Here is a 17086-nt window from a genome sequence, read left to right as displayed (position 1 = left end):
CGCATGGAACCCTACATGCCGCCCGAGGCGCCGATGCCGCGCCCGATCCAGGACCTGCGCGCGCCGTATCTCGACCGGACCGCACCCGGCCTCGGCAAGCCGCGCGCGCTTCTGTGGCGTCTGGCCACGTTCCTGCCCGCCTTTGCCACGACGCTTGCCCTTGTTGCGGCCTTTACCGATTGGTTCGCCATGGGCGGGCTGACGGGGTTCGAGATCGCGCTCATCACCCTGATCGCGCTGACCTTCTTCTGGATCTCCCTGTCGGTCTCCACCGTGACCGTGGGGCTGATCCGCCGCCTGCTGACCGCCCCGCCGCGTGACGCGGCCCCGGGTCCGGCGATGGATGTCGCCCTTCTGGTGCCCTGCTATAACGAGGTGCCGTGGGACGTCTTCGGCAATGCCTGCGCGATGCTGGAGGCGCTGGACGCCCATCCGACCCACCACCGATACACGCTGTTCATCCTGTCCGACACGCGCGACCCCGCGCTGGCCGAACAGGAAATGCGCGCCTTCGCCACACTGCGCGCGCGCCTGCCTGACACGATCCGCATCCATTACCGCCGCCGCGACATGAATACCGACCGCAAGGTGGGCAATCTTGCCCAATGGGTCGAACATTGGGGCGGGGCCTATGACGCGATGCTGGTGCTCGATGCCGACAGCCTGATGTCGGGCGATGCCATCGTCGCGCTTAGCGACGAGCTCTCTGCCGATCCCTCCGCCGGTCTGATCCAGTCCTTCCCGCAGCTCTTCGGGGCCGAGACGGTCTTTGCCCGTGTGCAGCAATTCGCTTCCGCCATCTACGGCGCGGTCCTGGCCGAAGGTTTGGCCACGTGGTCGGACCGGGAAGGCAATTACTGGGGCCACAACGCGATAATGCGCACCGCCGCCTTCGCGTCCTGCGCGGGCCTGCCCAAGATCCGCCCGTTCCTCGGGCGCGGCACGGGTCCGGGCGCGCTGATCCTCTCCCACGATTTCGTGGAGGCCGGGCTGCTGCGCCGCGCCGGTTGGGGCGTGCGCTTTTCCCCCCGCATCAAGGGCAGCTACGAGGAGGTTCCGGCCACCCTCATCGACTACGTCGTGCGCGATCAGCGGTGGTGCCAGGGCAATCTGCAACACCTCAAACTGCTCGCCGCCAAGGGCTTTCACGGCGTCAGCCGCTTCCACATGTTCCACGGCGCGATGTCCTACCTGCTCAGCCCTGCCTGGTTCGCGCTCCTGACCGCGTGGGCGCTGATCGGCACGGGCGCGGAGCAAAACGTGATCCGCTATTTCTCCGGCCTCAACCCACAGGTGCAATGGCCCGAGATGAACGCGGTGCATTCCACGGCGCTTCTGGTCTTCATGTACGGCATGCTGCTGGCCCCGAAGGCGCTTGGTGCGGCGGCCATCGGGTCGATGGGCCTGCGTGTGGCCGATCTGGGTGGGCCGGTGCGCTTCATCGCCTCCTTCGTGACGGAGATGTTCCTGTCGATCCTCTACGCCCCGATCCTGATGGTGCAGCAGACCAAGGCCGTGGCGCGCACGGTTCTGGGATGGACGGTCGATTGGAAACCGCAGGCGCGCGCGGGCGGCTCCTACTCGCTCTGGGCGCTGGTGAAATTCCACTGGCTGGAGAGCCTTGCAGGCATCGGCCTGATCGCGGGCATGGCCGGCGGGATCGTGTCGCTGTGGCTGTTGCCCATTGCCGCGTCGCTGGCGCTTGCCGTGCCGCTTTCCGCGCTGTCCGGCCTGCGCCTGACCCGCTTTGCCGCCACTGCGCGGGCGCTCGGTACGCCGGAGGTTTACGCGGCCCCCGCCATAATCCGCGCCGCCAAGGCCCACCGCGCGGAACTGCGAGAGACGCTCGGCAATTTGCCGGAAGCGGCGGAGTAGGACGAACGAGGTCAACCGCATCAGCCCCGCCGAAAGCGCGGCTACTCGTCCAACCCCTCAAACCAGTCCAGCGCCAGGTCCGCCCATCCCCTCGGCACCGCGTGACCCCCGGGGAACAGCGCGAATTGCAGCGATCCCGCATCACATGACGACCAGATCCGGTGCCAGTAAGTGCCCTCGTTCGTGATCTCATCGGGGGCGGAGCGGTTGCAGCCATTGGTTTCCCGCCAGATCTCCATCGACGCGAAGACATCACCCTGCCGCACCGCGCCGTCGCGGAACACGCGGCCCTCGATCGGCACGGTCCCATCGCTCCAGCCGTGGACGTGGAGCACATCGACTGGCCCCGCGCAGGCATCAAGCGCCGGGTGCGGACGCCAGAATGCCCCCGCCACCGGCGCATAGGCCCGCGCGATGTCCGGCGCGGCGCAGGCGAGGTAGGAGGTCATGGACCCACCGATGGAGAACCCGCCGATCATCACCGCATCGCGGTCGATCCCGTGAACCTCCGCCGCGTGGCTCAGCACCTCCTCAAAGAACGCCGTCTCATCCCGGATTGGATCGAACTCGGGATGGAACGACCAGGTGGAGCCGAATTGCGAGCCCTCGCGGCGCAGGCCCTGCGGCCCGATCACCGCGTAACCGCGCGCGTTCATCGCCTCGGCCAGCATGTTCACCATGCCCTCCCCGCGCCCGCCGGCCCCGTGCAGCATCATCACGGCGGGGTGGGGGCCTTCGCCCTCGGGCAGGGCGATGTGATAGTCGCCCATCGGCACCGCGCAGGCGCCCGCAACCGCATCGCAATCGGCCAGGGCCGGCCCGCCAAGCGCAGCCCAAGCCGCAAGCGCGCTGATCCCTTTCAACGCGCGCGCACCTCGTGTCGCGAACGCGCGCCCCGCGCCGGTCTCAACTTCGGTCAAGTGGCAACCCTTCCCTGATCCAGCCCGGACCCGCGCCCGAGCCAAGCATCCCTTCCGGCACGTCGATGATGTTGGTGAACCCGGCCTCGCTCAGCCGGTTGGTCAACCGCGAGGAACGCACACCGCGCGCGCAGATCAGCGCCACGCGCGCGTCCTGCGCCCCGCCGGTCAAATCCAGCAGCGCCTCCGCGAAATCCTCCCGCCACATGTCAAGCCGGTGCCCCGATGCGGGAGTGCCCGTGGCATCCCATTCGTCGGGCCTGCGAATGTCGATGAGAAGGATTTCACCTGCCTCCGCCAGGCGATGCGCCTCGGCCACGGAGATTTGTTCGTCCACCCCTTCGGACAGCGCCGCGTAGAACAGGTTGCGCCCCTCCGTCGCGGCGAACGCCCCGCCCACGAGCGCAAGCGCGCCTGCGCCGATGAAAAACCGCCTGCGGTCCATGGGTCAGCCCGCCTCCAGGTAGCCGCCGATGATCTGCGCCATCATCTCGGGGCCGAGGACCGGGGGCAGGAGGGTCAGCACCTCTCCCTCGCCGTCCAGAAGGTAGATGAACGAGCCGTGGGAGAAGACGGTGCCATGGAACGGATCCACGAACAGCTCCTCGAACTCCACGGAATAGGCGTCATAGGCGACCTGCAAATCCTCCGCGCTGCCCGTCAGACCGACAAAGGCCGGGTGATGGGCGTGCAGCGCGTCCGACATCGTGTCGACCGTATCGCGCTCGGGGTCCACCGTGACCATCACCGGGCGCAAGACGTCGGCGCCCACGATGTCCACGACCGACGCCATGGTCGGAAACACGGCAGAGCAGATTTCCTGGCAATTCGCGTAGCCGAAGAAGAGCAATTGATGCCGCCCCTCGGGATCGACCTGCGTCCGCACCTCACCGTGATTGTCGATCAGGGTGAACGCGCCGCCCAGATCGTCGGTCAGGTCCTGCGCCGCGGCGGGCATCGCCAGCACTAGCATCAGGGGGAGGGTCCGGATCAACGGGTGATCTCCCACGCCTCTTCCCAGGTCTCCCCGGTGCCAAGGTATCCGTCCGCCTCGATCAGGGCCAGAACACGCGGGTCGTTGCGATACCAGCGCCCCTCCTGTGCGGCGGCTTCGGGGAATTCCTCGGCCCAGGCAGTGGTCCAGCCATTGGCCGTGACCCATTCCTCTGCGCCCACTTCCCGGATCATCTGGACGAGGTAGACGTTCGTCGCGCCGACGTATTCATCCTCGATCATCAGCCCGTCGACCTCGACCTCCAGCCCGCAAAACGGGGCAAGATCCACCGCCGCGCCGGTGAAGATGCCCTGGTTGTTCTTGTTGGGATAGGTCAGCACGCCGTCCGCGGCGCGCAGCAGGCCCAGTTGCCGACCGGTCCGGCATTCACTCGCGCAATCACCCGCCACTTCGCAGAGCATATCCACGACCGTCGCCTCGAACCGGGCCGGTTCTTCCCAGGCAAGGTTCCATGACCGCGCTTCGGAGCCTTCGGAAAACGGGCCATCCTGGGCGGCGACGGGGCTGGCCAGCACGACCAGGGGGATCAGGTATTTCCACATCGCCTCAGCCCTCCGGGTTCGGGATCGCGAAGCCGGGAACGACGCCGAAATCCGTGTGGTTGATATTGGTGATGCCGTGATCCTCGACCACGTCGGCCACGACGAGGTAGTTCAACCCGTCCCGCGCGAAAACCTGCCCCGACACCGTAATGTCGTGGGATGCGAGCTCCAGCTGCGCCGCCCCGCCCGCGCTCTGGTCGCTCCCCCCGAGGGCGAGGATCATGTAAACCGTCCCGTCCTCGGCCAGCAGCCCCACGGGGATACCGCCCGCGCTGCACCAGATCGCACATGTATGATGCGCCGTCCCCGTCACCGCGTCCGGTCCACCCATCACGCCCGAGAAATAGCACCAGGTGTCAATGACCTCGCCCCGGATGGTGATATCCTCCCCATCGGCCAAGGCCGGCCCCGCGACACAGACCAATGCTGCCGCCACTGCATTCCGCATGAAAATGCCCTCCGAATTGTCCCTGGGTCAAAGCCTAGCAGGGAAGGGAAGGGATGTGGGATCACGATTTTGCGCGGCAGGGCCATTTACGCCCGGACCGCCTTGCCCCGGAGCCGGGACTGGCTATCTCTTTTGGCATCACCCCGTTCGTTTATTCACCCGATGGGAGCGCCGATGACCCACAAGACAGCCAGCAGACGTCGTTTCATTGCCACTTCCGGCGCGCTTGGCGCGACGCTCTCGCTGGGGTTGAGCGTGCCTGCCCGCGCGCAAGGCCTCGCACCGACGACCACCATGCGGGGCGGCGCGAACAATTACCTCCCGGGCGCGCCCATCGTCGACCGGATCGGTGGCGGCGGGTTCATGATGTCCGGCACCGTGCGCCGGGCGGGCGACGGGATGCCGCTGGCCGGGCAACGCATCCAGATCTGGGCCCACACGACCGAGGGGCACGAGCGGGACCCCGAAAGCCACGGCGCCACGCTTACCGATGCGGATGGTGTCTTCCGGTTGGAGATGCCGCAGATCGTCCCCGCATTCGGCCAGGCCCACGCCCATCTCGCGTATGACAGCGCGGAGTTTCAGACCGTTTTTCTGCGTCCGCTCATGGACAGCCCCAGCCAGACCAGCCTCACGGCGGATTTCGTCCTGCAACCGGCTTGATGCCGTTTCGCGGGCTGATCCTCTGGGGCGCGCTGGCGGCGGCCATCGGCGCGGCGCTGATCCTTGCGACCCAAAGCTCCTACCTGCAATACCGTCAGCCCATCTACATTATCGCGGGCTTCGCGGGGATCGTGGGCCTCGCACTTCTGGCGGTGCAGCCCCTGTTGGGAATGGCGGCGATGCCGGGACTTTCACGCCCGATGTCACGTCGCGCGCATCGGTGGACCGGCACGGCGCTGGTCACGGCTGTCGTGGTGCATGTGGCGGGGCTTTGGATCACGTCTCCGCCCGATGTGGTTGATGCGCTGACCTTCACGTCGCCCACGCCATTCTCCGTCTGGGGGGTGATCGCGATGTGGGCGGTTTTCGCTACGGCGCTTGTGGCCATGGGACGTCGCAAGCTGCGTCTGCGGGTCTGGCGGCTCGCCCATGGAACGCTGGCATTGGTCATTGTTTCAGGCACGATCGCCCATGCCCTGCTGATCGAGGGCACGATGGAGCCTGTCAGCAAGATCGCGCTGTGCGTCCTTGCCGCGCTGGTCACGGCCTGGGCCGTCTCGAGCCTGCGCGCTCCCCGGCGCAGCGGACCCGAGCGTTAAAGACGGATCGCCCTGTCGGCCAGGATATGTGCGCTGACCGCCCGATAATCGAGCGTGTCGTCGATGCCGTTGATCGCGTGGGAGTGGAACACGTGATCCATTCATTCCGGGTCCGGCGCGTTGGCGGTGATTTCGGCGATCAACATGTCTTGCTCCGCCTCGGACCCATCCAACTCGACAATTTGGCGCATCTTTTCGGATAGGGTTGCCAAGTCAGTCACGGACCGACCGGCTCAGGCCGCTTTTTCCAGCCCAAACGCGTCGTGAAGCGCCTGCACGGCCAGCTCCATGTATTTCCGGTCGATCAGCACGCTCACCTTGATCTCCGACGTGGTGATGACCTTTATGTTCACGCCCTCGTCGCGCAGCGTCTGGAACATCTGGGCGGCGACGCCGGCGTGGCTCCGCATCCCGATCCCCACGATCGACACCTTCGCCACATCCGTATCCGCCACCAGCCCGGCAAACCCGATATCGCCCGCCGCCTTGGCATCGGCCATCGCCTTTTCGGCCCGCGCCACTTCTCCCACCGGGCAGGAGAACGTCATATCCGTCATCCCCCCGTCCGAGATGTTCTGCACGATCATGTCGACATTCACGCCCGCTTCCGCCAGCGGCCCGAAGATCGCGGCGGCAATGCCGGGGCGATCCTCCACCGATTGCAGGGTCATCTTCGCCTCGTCGCGGGAATAGGCCACACCGGCCACGACGTTGGATTCCATGATCTCTTCCTCCGAACAGACGAGGGTGCCGGCGTCATCCGACGGCTCCTCGAACGATGACAGCACCCGCAGGCGCACCTTGTAGCGCATGGCCAGTTCCACGGACCGGGTCTGCAACACCTTCGCGCCAAGCGAGGCCAGCTCCAGCATCTCCTCGAACGAGATCCGGTCGAGCTTGCGGGCCTTCGTCGTGATCCGCGGGTCGGTGGTATAGACGCCGTCCACATCCGTGTAGATATCGCACCGCTCCGCCCCGAAGGCGGCCGCGAAGGCCACCGCGGTCGTGTCCGAGCCGCCGCGCCCCAACGTGGTGATACGCCCCTCGGGCGAGATCCCCTGGAACCCCGCGACGACGGCCACCTTCATGCCTTCGGCGAATTTCCCGTTGATATTCTCGGTCCGGATCTCCTCGATCCGGGCAGAGGCATGGGCGTCGGTCGTGACAAGCGGCACCTGCCAGCCCTGCCAGGACCGCGCAGGCACGTCCATCTCCTGCAAGGTCAGCGCCATAAGGCCCGCCGTCACGTTCTCGCCCGACGACACGACCGCGTCGTATTCGCGTGCGTCATAGAATTGGCCCGTCTCTTCCACGAACCCCACCAGCTTGTTGGTCTCTCCGCTCATGGCCGACACGATGACGATCACGTCATAGCCATTGGCGACCTCGCGGCCCACGCGCTTGGCGGCGCGGCGAATACGGTCAAGCGTGGCGACGGAGGTGCCGCCGAATTTCATCACCAGAAGAGGCATGGATCAGGGTTCCGTTTAGCGTCGGCGCGTCTTACGGGGCAGGGCGCGGGGTGGCAAGGGGGCGCACCCATCGGCCCCTGCGTTCAGTACGCGGGACTTGTCCCGCCGCCGCCCCTAAGGTGGGGGCCAGTCACCATCGCCGGACCTGCCATGCGCCTTACCCTTCTGCCGCTTCTTCTGCTTCTCGCCACACCGCTTCGCGCCGATCCCGCCATCGGCATCGCCTTTCCGCCCGTCTCCACCGCCGCCCATCGCGCCTTCACCTCAGCCGCCCTAGTGGATCTCGGCATCCAGCACATCCGCATTGCGGAGGCCTGGTCCCGTCGCCCCCTCGATCCCGGGCCGCAAGACTTCGCCCCCCTCGCTGAACGTACCGCCGACCTGCGCGCCGCGGGCCTCCGCATCCTGCTGACCGTCGAACTCGACGCGCCCGATGCCGCCTGCGGGTTGCGCAACGATCACGCCTGCATCATCCGCGACGATGCCCCGTTCGAGGCCTACCTCACCACCCTTCTTCAAGCCGTCGGCGACGACCTCGACGCGATCCAGATCGGCAATGAATGGGACAACCGTTTCCCGGGAAGCACGCGGGATTTCCTCGCGCTGCACGCCCGCGCCGCCGCCGTGATCCGGGCCGAGCGGCCCGACCTCACCCTCGTTCTGGGGGGCGTGACGGGGCGCGCGGGCCTTTCCCACGCGTTGTGCTTTGAAGGCGATGACCATGGCATTCCCGGCCTGCGGGATGAGGATGTCCGCCAATGGCTCTGCAATCGCGGCATGATGTTCAACGAGGCCGCCCAGGCCGCCGTTTCCGCCGCTTTGTCCATCGCCGATTACGACGTGGCCGACATCCACCTCTACGACGCCCCCGGCCTCTGGCCCGGCGCGGTCGCTTGGATGCAGGCCCATACCGACCGCCCCGTCTGGGTCACGGAATTCGGCGGACCCTGGCCGCGCAACGAACCCTCGGACCCGGACTACCACGCCGCGCGCCTGGCCGTTTACCTCGACACCATCGCCACCCTCCCCGTCGCGCGCGCCTATTACTTCAAGCTGACCGACGATCCCGGCAGCTATCACGCGCATTCGGGCCTTTACGACACGGACGGGCAGCCGAAACCGGCCCTTGCGATCTTCACGGACTGGATGGCGGGGCGGTAATGGCCAGAACGCACTGACCACGCGCCGTAACTTTGCAGCGGACGCCATCGACGATCCGGGCAATCGTGCCGCTCACCCGACGATCCACGGCGATACGCTGCATCGGGCTCAGGTCACGTATTGAATTGTGCATGTCGACCTTACCGGCGATGTTGCAAAAATGGCCGCCGAAACCGAATTCTCCTTCGCATCCCTCAGCGACACGGCGCGGCGGCATATCCGCGTGTTTCAGGTCCATCAGTTTCTTGACCGTTTCGCGATGGGACTGACCGTTGCCGTGGTGGCCCTGGCCCTGACCGACCGTGGCATGGACCTCTTCCAGATCTCGCTTCTCTTCGGGATCTACTCCCTCACGACAATGGCGATGGAGCTTCCGTTCGGGGGCCTTGCAGACAGTATCGGCCGCAAGCCGGTCTTCCTGGCGGCAATCGTCGCCAGCCTGATGTCGCTCGTGCTCTTCCTATCAAGCAGCGATTTCTACGTGCTGGCGCTGTCCTTTGCCTTCATCGGGTTCGGACGCGCGCTCAGGTCCGGCACGCTTGATGCGTGGTTCGTCGAAACCTTCAAGGCGACCGCGCCCGATGTGGATGTCCAGCCCGCGCTGGCCAAAGCGCAATGGGCCAATGCCGTCGGCCTCGCCACCGGCGCCGTGGTGGGTGGTATCTTGCCCGACATCCTGGGCGGCGTCGCGGAATGCCGCGGGTTCAGCATTTATGACGTGTCTTACATGGCAAGCGCCGGTGTGATGTTGGGCGTGTTGGCGTTTACATTGGGGGCCATTGCCGAGACGCCGCGCCCGTTGACGATGACGGCGCTCAAAAACGGCTTCGCCACCGTGCCATCGGTGATCAAGGACGCAGGCCGCCTGGCCGTCAGGCATCCCGCTTTGTCGATGCTGCTGGCCGCATTGACGTTCTTCCTCATGGCATCCAACCCGGTGGAGGTGATCTGGCCGACCCACGCCAAGCCGATGTTGGACGAGGATTTCGCGAACACGTTCATCGGCGCTTTGATGGCGACCTATTTCTTTTCGATCGCGTTCGGCGCGTTCCTGTCGCCGCAGATCAGCCGGGTGTTCAAACGGCGGCACGCCGTAACGCTGGCCGCGACCTTCGCCTGTCTCGCAATCGTCCAGATCGCACTGGCCTTGCAGGGCACTATCTTCGGCTTTGCGGTGATATTCATCCTCTATGCCGTGATCCTTGGCGTCAGCGAAACGCCGGCCAGCAGCATTCTTCACCGCTATGTGGGCGACCATCAGCGCTCGACAATGCTCTCTCTGCGATCGTTGATACAGCAATTGGGCGGCGCCTTGGGGATGGTCATGACCGGCGCAATCGCTGAGGTCTACTCCACGCCCATCGCATGGAGCGTCGGCGCGGCGTTCCTTGTGATCGCAGCGATCCTGTCGCTGTTGCTGACCAGACGGCTTGGCCCAAGCGCCTGAGCCCTGACGGTCGGGCGTGAAGCGGTAACAACCAAACCGCGCGCGCTGCCGCCTCTCGCGGCAACCTTAGATGCGCCCTGAGACCGGGCTATCGCCCCCGCCCAAGTCATTAAAAATGCGTTAACATGATTCATAAAAAAGATACAAATCAATAATTTGACCCACGGTTGCAAGCGTGCAACCCGCGCCTTGCGCGCCCCTCCGGCCCCCCATACCCTGACAGGACCAAATCGTCAGAGGCCCAGATGCACTTCACCCATGCCGACCTTCGCGCCGCCGCCGGCATCGTCTACACCCAGATGCAACCGACGCCGCAATATGCCTGGCCGCTGCTGGCCGAGAAAACGGGATGCGAGGTCTGGGTCAAGCACGAGAACCACACCCCCACCGGTGCCTTCAAGCTGCGCGGCGCGATCACCTTCATCGACTGGCTCAAGCGCACCCATCCCGACGTGACGGGCATCTGCACCGCCACGCGCGGCAACCACGGGCAGGGCCAGGCCCGCGCCGCCCGTGCCGCCGGGCTGACCGCCAAGGTCTACGTCCCCCGCGGCAATTCGGTGGAAAAGAACGCCGCCATGCGCGCCTTCGGGGCGGAGCTGATCGAATTCGGGGAGGATTTCGACGAGGCCCGCACCGAAGCCTTCCGCGTCGCCGAAGAAGAGGGCCTGATGATCGTGCCTCCCTTCCACGAGGAACTGGTGCGCGGCGTCGCGACCTATGCGTGGGAGCTGTTTTCCAACGTCCCCGACCTCGACACGGTCTATGTCCCCATCGGCTGCGGCTCCGGCATCTGCGGCACGATCCTCGCCCGCGACGCGCTGGGGCTGAAGACGAAGATCGTGGGCGTCGTCAGCGACGCCGCGCAAACCGCGAAACTGTCGGTTGAGGCTGGGCACCTCGTGGAAACCGACAGCGCCAAGACCTTCGCCGACGGCATGGCCGTGCGCGTCCCGGTGCAGGCAGCCTATGATATCTACTCCAAGGGCGTGGAGCGGATCATCGCCGTCTCCGACGCCGAAGTGGCCGAGGCGATCCGCACCTATTACCACGCCACCCACAACCTCGCCGAAGGCGCAGGCGCCGCGCCCCTGGCGGGCCTGATGCAGGAGCGCGCGGCGATGGTGGGCAAGAAGGTCGCCGTGATCCTCTGTGGGGGCAATATCGACAAGGAATGGCTCTCCACCGTGCTTCTGGGCGGTGTTCCCTGGGCGTGACAGCGGGCCGCGAGGAGACGAGTCCTGGCGAAGAACGGGGGGCTCTGCCCCCGTCGCCCAGGGGCGACTCCCCCGAGGTATTTCGGAAGCAAAGAGGGCCGTTTACGCGATCTTAACCAACCGGGCTGCAACCTGCCTACGCGGTACAGGCTGAGGAGCCGATGACCGCAAGCGAAGACGGCGCATCCTCCGGTCTCCGGGCTCATCGGTCCGGGATCGGAGGGTGACCTCTCGCCTTCTTTGCTTCCAAAAATACCTCCGCCGGAGGCTCCAGAACGGGCAACCTGCCCGACATCCGGCGATTCCCCCCGACACCCGCCAAAGGCACCATCCGCGCCGACGCGGGGCTTGCCCCGCCCGGCGCGCCACGCCCAAAGCGCAGGCCGACTGCCTTGGCAGTTGGTCCAGCACGGGAGAGCGTGGATTCACGCCTCCGGGGATGCATCTTGCGGCAGATGCCGCGCCGCTTCCTTGCGCGCAAAGGGTTTCAGGCGTGCGCCGTGCCGCTCCAGCCAACCCGCGACCGTCACCGCGTCCCGCTTCGACAGGTCGCGCAGCCACCAGGCGATGGCTTTCTGGATGAACCATTCATGGTTCCCAGCCAGATCCTCCGCCCATCCCATCACGCGCAGGCGGGCCGCTTGCTCGACCTCCCCCGGATGGCGCGCCTTGCAAAACGGCAGGGCAAACACGAAGGCCGCGCGCCGGGTCCAGAAATGGTCCGATCCGGCCCAGTGTTCCAGCACATCGAGCCGGGCCGGATCCTGCACCACGCGCTTCTGGCCGCCCTGCGCCACGGCATCGGCAATGGCCCAGGAGTCGAACTCGGGCACGACGGATGCGATCCAGTCCCAGGCCAGACGATCATCGGGGCGCATCCGGGCCTGCACGAACAGTTTGCCCGCGGCGATCCGCGCCTCGAAAATGTCGCTCTCCCAAAGGCCGCGCGCCAGGTCGACCAGGGCCGCCTGATCCGCCGCCGCCTTCCGCCAAGCGGTCGCCAATTCGCCGGTCACGGCGTTGGACAGGCCCAGATAGGGGCGGTGGATCTTGTGGTAGGCCGCCATTTCCGCCGCGCGGGCCGGATCGGCACCTTCGCGCAAGGCTTCCAGCGCCTCATCCACTTTCATCTCGGCTTCTCGATCAGCCAATCCAAATGCGCGCGCACGGTCGGCCATTCGCTGCGGATCACGGAATAGCACGCAGTGTCGCGCAGCGATCCGTCGGCCATGCGCATATGGGCCCGCAAGATCCCGTCCAGCTGCGCACCAAGCCGCTCGATCGCGCGCCGCGATTGCAGGTTCAGCCGGTGGGTGCGGAACTCAACGGCCTCGCAGTCCCAAACCTCGAAGGCGTGGCCCAGAAGCAGGCGCTTGGCCTCGGTATTGAGCGGCCCGCGCTGCGCCGTCGGGCCGATCCAGGTGGACCCGATCTCCACCCGCGGCAGGTCGTGGTCGATATTCATGTAGGTCGTCATGCCCACCGGCGTGCCGCTGGCATCCACTTGTGTGAACGGGATCATCGCACCCGCATCGCGCAAGGCGAGCCTGCGGGTGATCTCCGCCGCCATCCCGCCTGCCGATGGAACAGTGGTGTACCAGAGCCGGTGCAATTGCCCCGCCTCCGACGCCTGGGCCAGCGCATCGCGGTGATCCATGTGCAGGGGCACAAGGCGCACATGATTGCCTGTCAGGGTCAGAGCCGCGGGACCAAGGCTCATTCCACCGTCACCGATTTGGCGAGGTTGCGGGGCTGATCCACATCCGTCCCTTTGTGAAGCGCCGTGTGATAGGCGATCAATTGCGCGGGCACGGCATAGAGCATCGGGGCCAGGATCGGGTCCACCTTGGGCAGGATCAGCGTGGCCCATGTACCATCGCCCGCCTCCGCCGCGCCATCGGCATCGGTGACAAGCCAGACCCGCCCGTCGCGCGCCATGACCTCCTGCATGTTGGACACGGTCTTGTCGAACAGGGCGTCCTTGGGGGCCAGCACGATCACCGGCACGCTCTTGTCGATCAGCGCGATGGGGCCGTGCTTGAGCTCTCCACTCGCGTATCCTTCGGCGTGGATATAGCTGATTTCCTTGAGCTTCAGCGCCCCCTCCATGGCAAGCGGGAACATCGGGCCACGGCCCAGGAACAGGACGGAATGCGCCTCCGACAGCTTGGCGGTGTGTTTGACCACCTGATCTTCGAGCGCCAGCGCCTGGTTGATCAGCCCCGGCATGGCGCGCAGGGCGGTCAACAACTCCGCCTCCCGCGCGGCGTCGATGGTGCCGCGTTGGCGCGCGGCGAGGATGGCGAGGTTCGCAAGAACACCAAGCTGGTTCATGAACGCCTTGGTGGAGGCGACGCCCACCTCCACGCCCGCCTGGATCGGCAGGATCAGGTCGCTTTCCCGCGCGATGGAGCTTTCGGGGACATTCACCACGGCCAGGATTTTCGCGGCCTTTTCCTGCACGTAGCGCAGAGCGGCAAGGGTGTCGGCCGTCTCCCCGGATTGGCTGACGAAAAGCGCCACACTCTTGTCGGACACGGGCGGTTCGCGGTAGCGGAACTCGGACGCGATATCGACGTCGCAGGGCAGCCGGGCGAGTTGTTCGAACCAGTATTTCGCGACCGAGGCGGCGTAGAAGGCCGTGCCGCAGGCCACGAGGCTGACGCGGTCGACCTGCGCGAAATCAACCTCCCCCGGGATGCTCACGCCGTCTGCGGTGGCGTAGTGGCCCAGGCAATCCGACAGGACCACGGGCTGCTCGAAGATCTCCTTGGCCATGAAGTGCTTGTGGCCGCCCTTGTCGAGCTGCGTGGATTGGGCGGGGATAGTCCGTGTCTCGCGGTTGGCCAACCGTCCCTCGGCATCGCGGATCTCCACGCCATCCCGCGTGACGAAGGCGTAATCGCCCTCTTCCAGATAGGTGATGAGGTTCGTCATCGGCCCCAGCGCGATCGCGTCGGAGCCCACGAACATCTCCCCCTCACCGTGGCCGATCGCCAGGGGGGAGCCCTTGCGCGCCGCCACGATCAGGTCATCCTCGCCCTCGAACAGGAAGGCCAGGGCATAGGCCCCGTCGAGGTGTTTTAGCGTTTCCGTCGCGGCGTCGCGCGGCGTCATGCCTTGATCCAGGTAATCTTCGCAAAGCTGCGCGACGGTCTCGGTATCGGTTTCCGTCACGAAGGTCCGGTGATCCAGCCGCGCCCGAAGCTCCCGATAATTCTCGATGATCCCGTTATGGACCACGGCCACGCGCCCCGCTTGATGGGGATGCGCATTGGTGACGGTCGGCCCGCCATGGGTCGCCCACCGCGTGTGGCCGATGCCGGATTTGCCCGCCAGCGGATCATGGACCAGCGCGTCGGACAGGTTCACCAGCTTACCGACCGCGCGCTTGCGATCCAGCACGCCATCCTGCACCGTGGCGATCCCGGCACTGTCATAGCCGCGATATTCCAGGCGTTTGAGCGCCTCGACAAGGATGGGCGCAACCTCGTGCCTGCCCAGAACCCCAACAATCCCGCACATGGGCCTATCCCTTTGTCTTGCCTGCTTTTATCGCCTTGAGCCGGGCGCGCAGCTTTACCGCCAGCCCCGGCTTGTTCACCTGTTTCGCCCGGCCAAGCGCCAGTGCGCCGTCCGGCACGTCCTCCGTCACCACGGATCCGCTGGCCGTCATCGCCTGTGCGCCGATCTTGACCGGGGCCACCAGCATCGTGTCCGAGCCGATGAATGCCTCCGCCCCGATCTCCGTGCGGTGTTTCATGACGCCGTCGTAGTTGCAGGTCACGGTGCCCGCGCCCAGATTGGCCCGTTCGCCCACCGATGCATCGCCCACATAGGACAGGTGGTTCACCTTCGCGCCTTCGCCGATCTCCGCCGCCTTGACCTCCACGAAATTGCCGATCTTGGCATCGTTGCCCAATTCCGTTCCGGGCCGGATGCGCGCATAGGGCCCGACCATCGCGCCCGCACCCACGTGGCAGCCTTCCAGATGGCTGAACGCGCGGATCTGCGCGCCGGATTCCACCGTGACGTCCGGGCCGAAGACCACGTAGGGCTCCACCACCGCGTCGCGCCCGATATGGGTGTCGAGGGTGAAATGCACCGTCTCGGGCGCCTGCATGGTGACGCCCGCCTCCATCATCTCGCCCCGGCGGATATCCTGGAACCGCCGCTCCGCCGCGGCCAGTTCGGCGCGTGAGTTGATGCCAAGCGTCTCCGCCTCGTCACAGATCACGACGCTGGCGCTCAGCCCGTCGGCATTGGCCAGTTCCGGCACGTCGGTCAGGTAATATTCGCCCGCCGCATTGTCGTTCGTGACCTTGCGCAGAAGGCCCATCAGCGTTCCGGCATCGGCGCAGAGCACGCCGGAATTGCACAGGCCGATCGCACGTTCCGTCGCCGTCGCGTCCTTGAACTCCACGATCCGCTTCAGCGCATCGCCCTCCATCACCAACCGGCCGTAGCGGCCCGGATCTTCCGGTTCAAACCCGAGCATAATCACGTCATGCTGGCCGCGCGCGGCGCGCATCTGCGCCAGCGTCTCGGGCCGGAAGAACGGAGAATCCGCGTAAAGCACCATCGCGTCGCCGTCGAACCCGTCCAGCGCATCGGCGGCCTGCAACACCGCGTGGCCCGTACCCTCCTGCGGGTCCTGCCTGATTGCGACCGCCTCGGGCATCAGCCCGTCCAACGCGGCCTCCACCGCATCCGCGCCATGGCCGGTCACGACGATGACGCGCGCAGGCTCCAGCGCGGCCCCGGCGGCGAGCGTATGGGCCAGAAGCGGCGCTTGCCCCAGCAGATGCAGCGGCTTGGGCAGATCGGAATTCATTCGCGTCCCCGCCCCGGCGGCCAGCACGATCAGCGCAAGGGGACGATCTTTAGGTGCCTGCATGAAACGTCTTTCCTTCACGTTTGCCGCCTATTAACCAAGCAAAACGGCACGGGCAAACCCCCGCGCCGGTCACTTTGCCCGACATGTTGTAACGCTATGGGCGATTTACTGCCGAAAGGACACCATTTGCGCACGATTGTCTTCGACCTCGACGGGACCTTGGCGGACACGGCGGGTGATCTGATCGCGGCGGCCAATGCCGCGCTCGTGCAACTGGGCCATGCGCCGCAACTGGTGATGGGCTCGGACGACGCCACCGCGTTTGCGGGCGGGCGCGCGATGCTGCGCTTGGCGGCGGAGCGTCTTGGGATCGCCGATGCGGAAGGGCTGGCCGATACGGGCTATCAACCGCTTCTGGACGCCTACGGAGCGGAAATCGACACCCATACCACGCTCTACCCCGGCACGTTGGCCGCAATCGACCGGCTGCGCGCGCAGGGCCACGCCACAGGCATTTGCACCAACAAACCCGAAGGTCTGGCCGTCACCCTGATCGCCCGCCTGGGCCTGACCGACCGCTTTCCCGTGCTCATCGGGGCCGATACCTTGCCGACCCGCAAACCCGACCCCGCACCCCTGGCCGAGACGATCGCGCGTCTGGGCGGCGCGTCGGATCGCGCCGTGCTGATCGGCGACACGATCACGGATCGCAAAACCGCCGCCGCCCTGGGCGTTCCGTGCGTGCTTGTCACGTTCGGACCCAACGGGCGGGCCGTGGCGGAGCTTGAGCCCGAGGCGCTGTTGGATCACTACGATGAGCTGGACGCGGTGCTGGACCGCCTGTTGCCCTGAGCGCCCGGTCGAACCGCCCCATTGACGATCCCTCCCGC

Annotated in this window: 17 protein-coding genes; 7 read left to right on the top strand and 10 right to left on the bottom strand. The window is 66.2% G+C overall.

All coding sequences use genetic code 11. The features are described from left to right. Positions 1 to 3: 3 nt before the first annotated feature. Entirely contained in the window at positions 4 to 1875 is a 1872-nt protein-coding gene (gene mdoH, locus KUW62_RS11425; protein WP_255599365.1) for a glucans biosynthesis glucosyltransferase MdoH, read from the top strand. A gap of 41 nt (positions 1876 to 1916) precedes the next feature. On the opposite strand, the gene KUW62_RS11420 is transcribed toward mdoH, so the two are convergent. From KUW62_RS11420 to KUW62_RS11400, 5 genes are read right to left on the bottom strand one after another with little or no spacing between them, the layout of a single operon-like run. Further along, on the bottom strand, positions 1917 to 2795 hold the full coding sequence (locus tag KUW62_RS11420; protein WP_224815603.1) for a PHB depolymerase family esterase: 879 nt from the start codon (positions 2793 to 2795) through the stop codon (positions 1917 to 1919). Beyond that, positions 2782 to 3240, bottom strand: coding sequence for a rhodanese-like domain-containing protein (locus KUW62_RS11415; RefSeq protein ID WP_224815602.1), 459 nt, complete (start codon positions 3238 to 3240; stop codon positions 2782 to 2784). Before KUW62_RS11415 ends, KUW62_RS11420 begins: the two co-directional genes overlap by 14 nt. Positions 3241 to 3243: 3 nt before the next feature. Beyond that, positions 3244 to 3789 carry an SCO family protein gene (locus tag KUW62_RS11410; RefSeq protein WP_224815601.1) on the bottom strand — a complete coding sequence of 182 codons (546 nt, stop codon included), beginning with the start codon at positions 3787 to 3789 and terminating at the stop codon, positions 3244 to 3246. Beyond that, positions 3786 to 4352 (bottom strand): hypothetical protein, encoded by a 567-nt coding sequence (locus tag KUW62_RS11405; RefSeq protein WP_224815600.1) that lies wholly within the window; start codon positions 4350 to 4352, stop codon positions 3786 to 3788. Before KUW62_RS11405 ends, KUW62_RS11410 begins: the two co-directional genes overlap by 4 nt. Before the next feature lie 4 nt (positions 4353 to 4356). After that, entirely contained in the window at positions 4357 to 4800 is a 444-nt protein-coding gene (locus KUW62_RS11400; RefSeq protein WP_224815599.1) for a hypothetical protein, read from the bottom strand. Positions 4801 to 4974: 174 nt separating this feature from the next. On the opposite strand from KUW62_RS11400, the gene KUW62_RS11395 reads away from it, so the two are divergent. Both KUW62_RS11395 and KUW62_RS11390 read left to right on the top strand, forming a co-directional pair. After that, a complete protein-coding gene (locus KUW62_RS11395) occupies positions 4975 to 5463 on the top strand; it encodes a twin-arginine translocation pathway signal (protein WP_224815598.1) in 489 nt (162 codons plus the stop codon). After that, positions 5463 to 6062: a ferric reductase-like transmembrane domain-containing protein gene (locus KUW62_RS11390; protein ID WP_224815597.1), complete on the top strand. Its 600-nt coding sequence runs from the start codon at positions 5463 to 5465 to the stop codon at positions 6060 to 6062. Before KUW62_RS11395 ends, KUW62_RS11390 begins: the two co-directional genes overlap by 1 nt. Positions 6063 to 6295: 233 nt before the next feature. Here KUW62_RS11390 and KUW62_RS11385 read toward each other — a convergent pair whose 3' ends face one another. Then, entirely contained in the window at positions 6296 to 7534 is a 1239-nt protein-coding gene (locus tag KUW62_RS11385) for an aspartate kinase (protein ID WP_224815596.1), read from the bottom strand. A 150-nt stretch (positions 7535 to 7684) separates the two neighbouring features. Between KUW62_RS11385 and KUW62_RS11380 the strand changes: the two genes are divergently transcribed. From KUW62_RS11380 to KUW62_RS11370, 3 genes are all read left to right on the top strand, one after another. Further along, positions 7685 to 8695 carry a glycoside hydrolase family protein gene (locus KUW62_RS11380; RefSeq protein ID WP_224815595.1) on the top strand — a complete coding sequence of 337 codons (1011 nt, stop codon included), beginning with the start codon at positions 7685 to 7687 and terminating at the stop codon, positions 8693 to 8695. A gap of 160 nt (positions 8696 to 8855) precedes the next feature. Continuing rightward, entirely contained in the window at positions 8856 to 10142 is a 1287-nt protein-coding gene (locus KUW62_RS11375; protein WP_224815594.1) for an MFS transporter, read from the top strand. Between the two features lie 245 nt (positions 10143 to 10387). After that, positions 10388 to 11359, top strand: a complete 972-nt coding sequence (locus KUW62_RS11370; protein ID WP_224815593.1) for a threonine dehydratase — start codon at positions 10388 to 10390, stop codon at positions 11357 to 11359. Positions 11360 to 11784: 425 nt separating this feature from the next. Here the strand turns inward: KUW62_RS11370 and KUW62_RS11365 are convergent, their stop codons facing one another. From KUW62_RS11365 to glmU, 4 genes are read right to left on the bottom strand one after another with little or no spacing between them, the layout of a single operon-like run. After that, positions 11785 to 12510, bottom strand: coding sequence for a DNA alkylation repair protein (locus tag KUW62_RS11365; RefSeq protein ID WP_370632883.1), 726 nt, complete (start codon positions 12508 to 12510; stop codon positions 11785 to 11787). Next, positions 12486 to 13079 (bottom strand): GNAT family N-acetyltransferase, encoded by a 594-nt coding sequence (locus KUW62_RS11360; RefSeq protein WP_224815592.1) that lies wholly within the window; start codon positions 13077 to 13079, stop codon positions 12486 to 12488. The genes KUW62_RS11365 and KUW62_RS11360 overlap by 25 nt, the downstream gene beginning before the upstream one ends. Continuing rightward, positions 13076 to 14884, bottom strand: coding sequence for a glutamine--fructose-6-phosphate transaminase (isomerizing) (gene glmS, locus KUW62_RS11355; RefSeq protein ID WP_224815591.1), 1809 nt, complete (start codon positions 14882 to 14884; stop codon positions 13076 to 13078). The genes KUW62_RS11360 and glmS overlap by 4 nt, the downstream gene beginning before the upstream one ends. Positions 14885 to 14888: 4 nt before the next feature. Next, positions 14889 to 16256, bottom strand: coding sequence for a bifunctional UDP-N-acetylglucosamine diphosphorylase/glucosamine-1-phosphate N-acetyltransferase GlmU (gene glmU, locus KUW62_RS11350; RefSeq protein ID WP_224815590.1), 1368 nt, complete (start codon positions 16254 to 16256; stop codon positions 14889 to 14891). 96 nt (positions 16257 to 16352) lie between these two features. Between glmU and KUW62_RS11345 the strand changes: the two genes are divergently transcribed. Beyond that, positions 16353 to 17048 (top strand): HAD hydrolase-like protein, encoded by a 696-nt coding sequence (locus tag KUW62_RS11345; protein ID WP_224815589.1) that lies wholly within the window; start codon positions 16353 to 16355, stop codon positions 17046 to 17048. Positions 17049 to 17086 lie beyond the last annotated feature (38 nt).

This window comes from Hasllibacter sp. MH4015, assembly GCF_020177575.1.
Taxonomy (GTDB): domain Bacteria; phylum Pseudomonadota; class Alphaproteobacteria; order Rhodobacterales; family Rhodobacteraceae; genus Gymnodinialimonas.
The sequence above is the reverse complement of the archived record's forward strand: the minus strand, read 5'-3'. Positions and strand labels throughout refer to the sequence as shown.

Bases quoted from the DNA above. Each gene is read 5' to 3' on its own strand.
- mdoH (WP_255599365.1), top strand. From the start codon at position 4: ATGGAACCCTACATGCCGCCCGAGGCGCCGATGCCGCGCCCGATCCAG.
- KUW62_RS11415 (WP_224815602.1), bottom strand. From the start codon at position 3,240: ATGGACCGCAGGCGGTTTTTCATCGGCGCAGGCGCGCTTGCGCTCGTG.
- KUW62_RS11405 (WP_224815600.1), bottom strand. From the start codon at position 4,352: ATGTGGAAATACCTGATCCCCCTGGTCGTGCTGGCCAGCCCCGTCGCC.
- KUW62_RS11400 (WP_224815599.1), bottom strand. From the start codon at position 4,800: ATGCGGAATGCAGTGGCGGCAGCATTGGTCTGTGTCGCGGGGCCGGCC.
- KUW62_RS11395 (WP_224815598.1), top strand. From the start codon at position 4,975: ATGACCCACAAGACAGCCAGCAGACGTCGTTTCATTGCCACTTCCGGC.
- KUW62_RS11390 (WP_224815597.1), top strand. From the start codon at position 5,463: ATGCCGTTTCGCGGGCTGATCCTCTGGGGCGCGCTGGCGGCGGCCATC.
- KUW62_RS11385 (WP_224815596.1), bottom strand. From the start codon at position 7,534: ATGCCTCTTCTGGTGATGAAATTCGGCGGCACCTCCGTCGCCACGCTT.
- KUW62_RS11380 (WP_224815595.1), top strand. From the start codon at position 7,685: ATGCGCCTTACCCTTCTGCCGCTTCTTCTGCTTCTCGCCACACCGCTT.
- KUW62_RS11375 (WP_224815594.1), top strand. From the start codon at position 8,856: ATGGCCGCCGAAACCGAATTCTCCTTCGCATCCCTCAGCGACACGGCG.
- KUW62_RS11370 (WP_224815593.1), top strand. From the start codon at position 10,388: ATGCACTTCACCCATGCCGACCTTCGCGCCGCCGCCGGCATCGTCTAC.
- KUW62_RS11360 (WP_224815592.1), bottom strand. From the start codon at position 13,079: ATGAGCCTTGGTCCCGCGGCTCTGACCCTGACAGGCAATCATGTGCGC.
- glmS (WP_224815591.1), bottom strand. From the start codon at position 14,884: ATGTGCGGGATTGTTGGGGTTCTGGGCAGGCACGAGGTTGCGCCCATC.
- glmU (WP_224815590.1), bottom strand. From the start codon at position 16,256: ATGCAGGCACCTAAAGATCGTCCCCTTGCGCTGATCGTGCTGGCCGCC.
- KUW62_RS11345 (WP_224815589.1), top strand. From the start codon at position 16,353: ATGGGCGATTTACTGCCGAAAGGACACCATTTGCGCACGATTGTCTTC.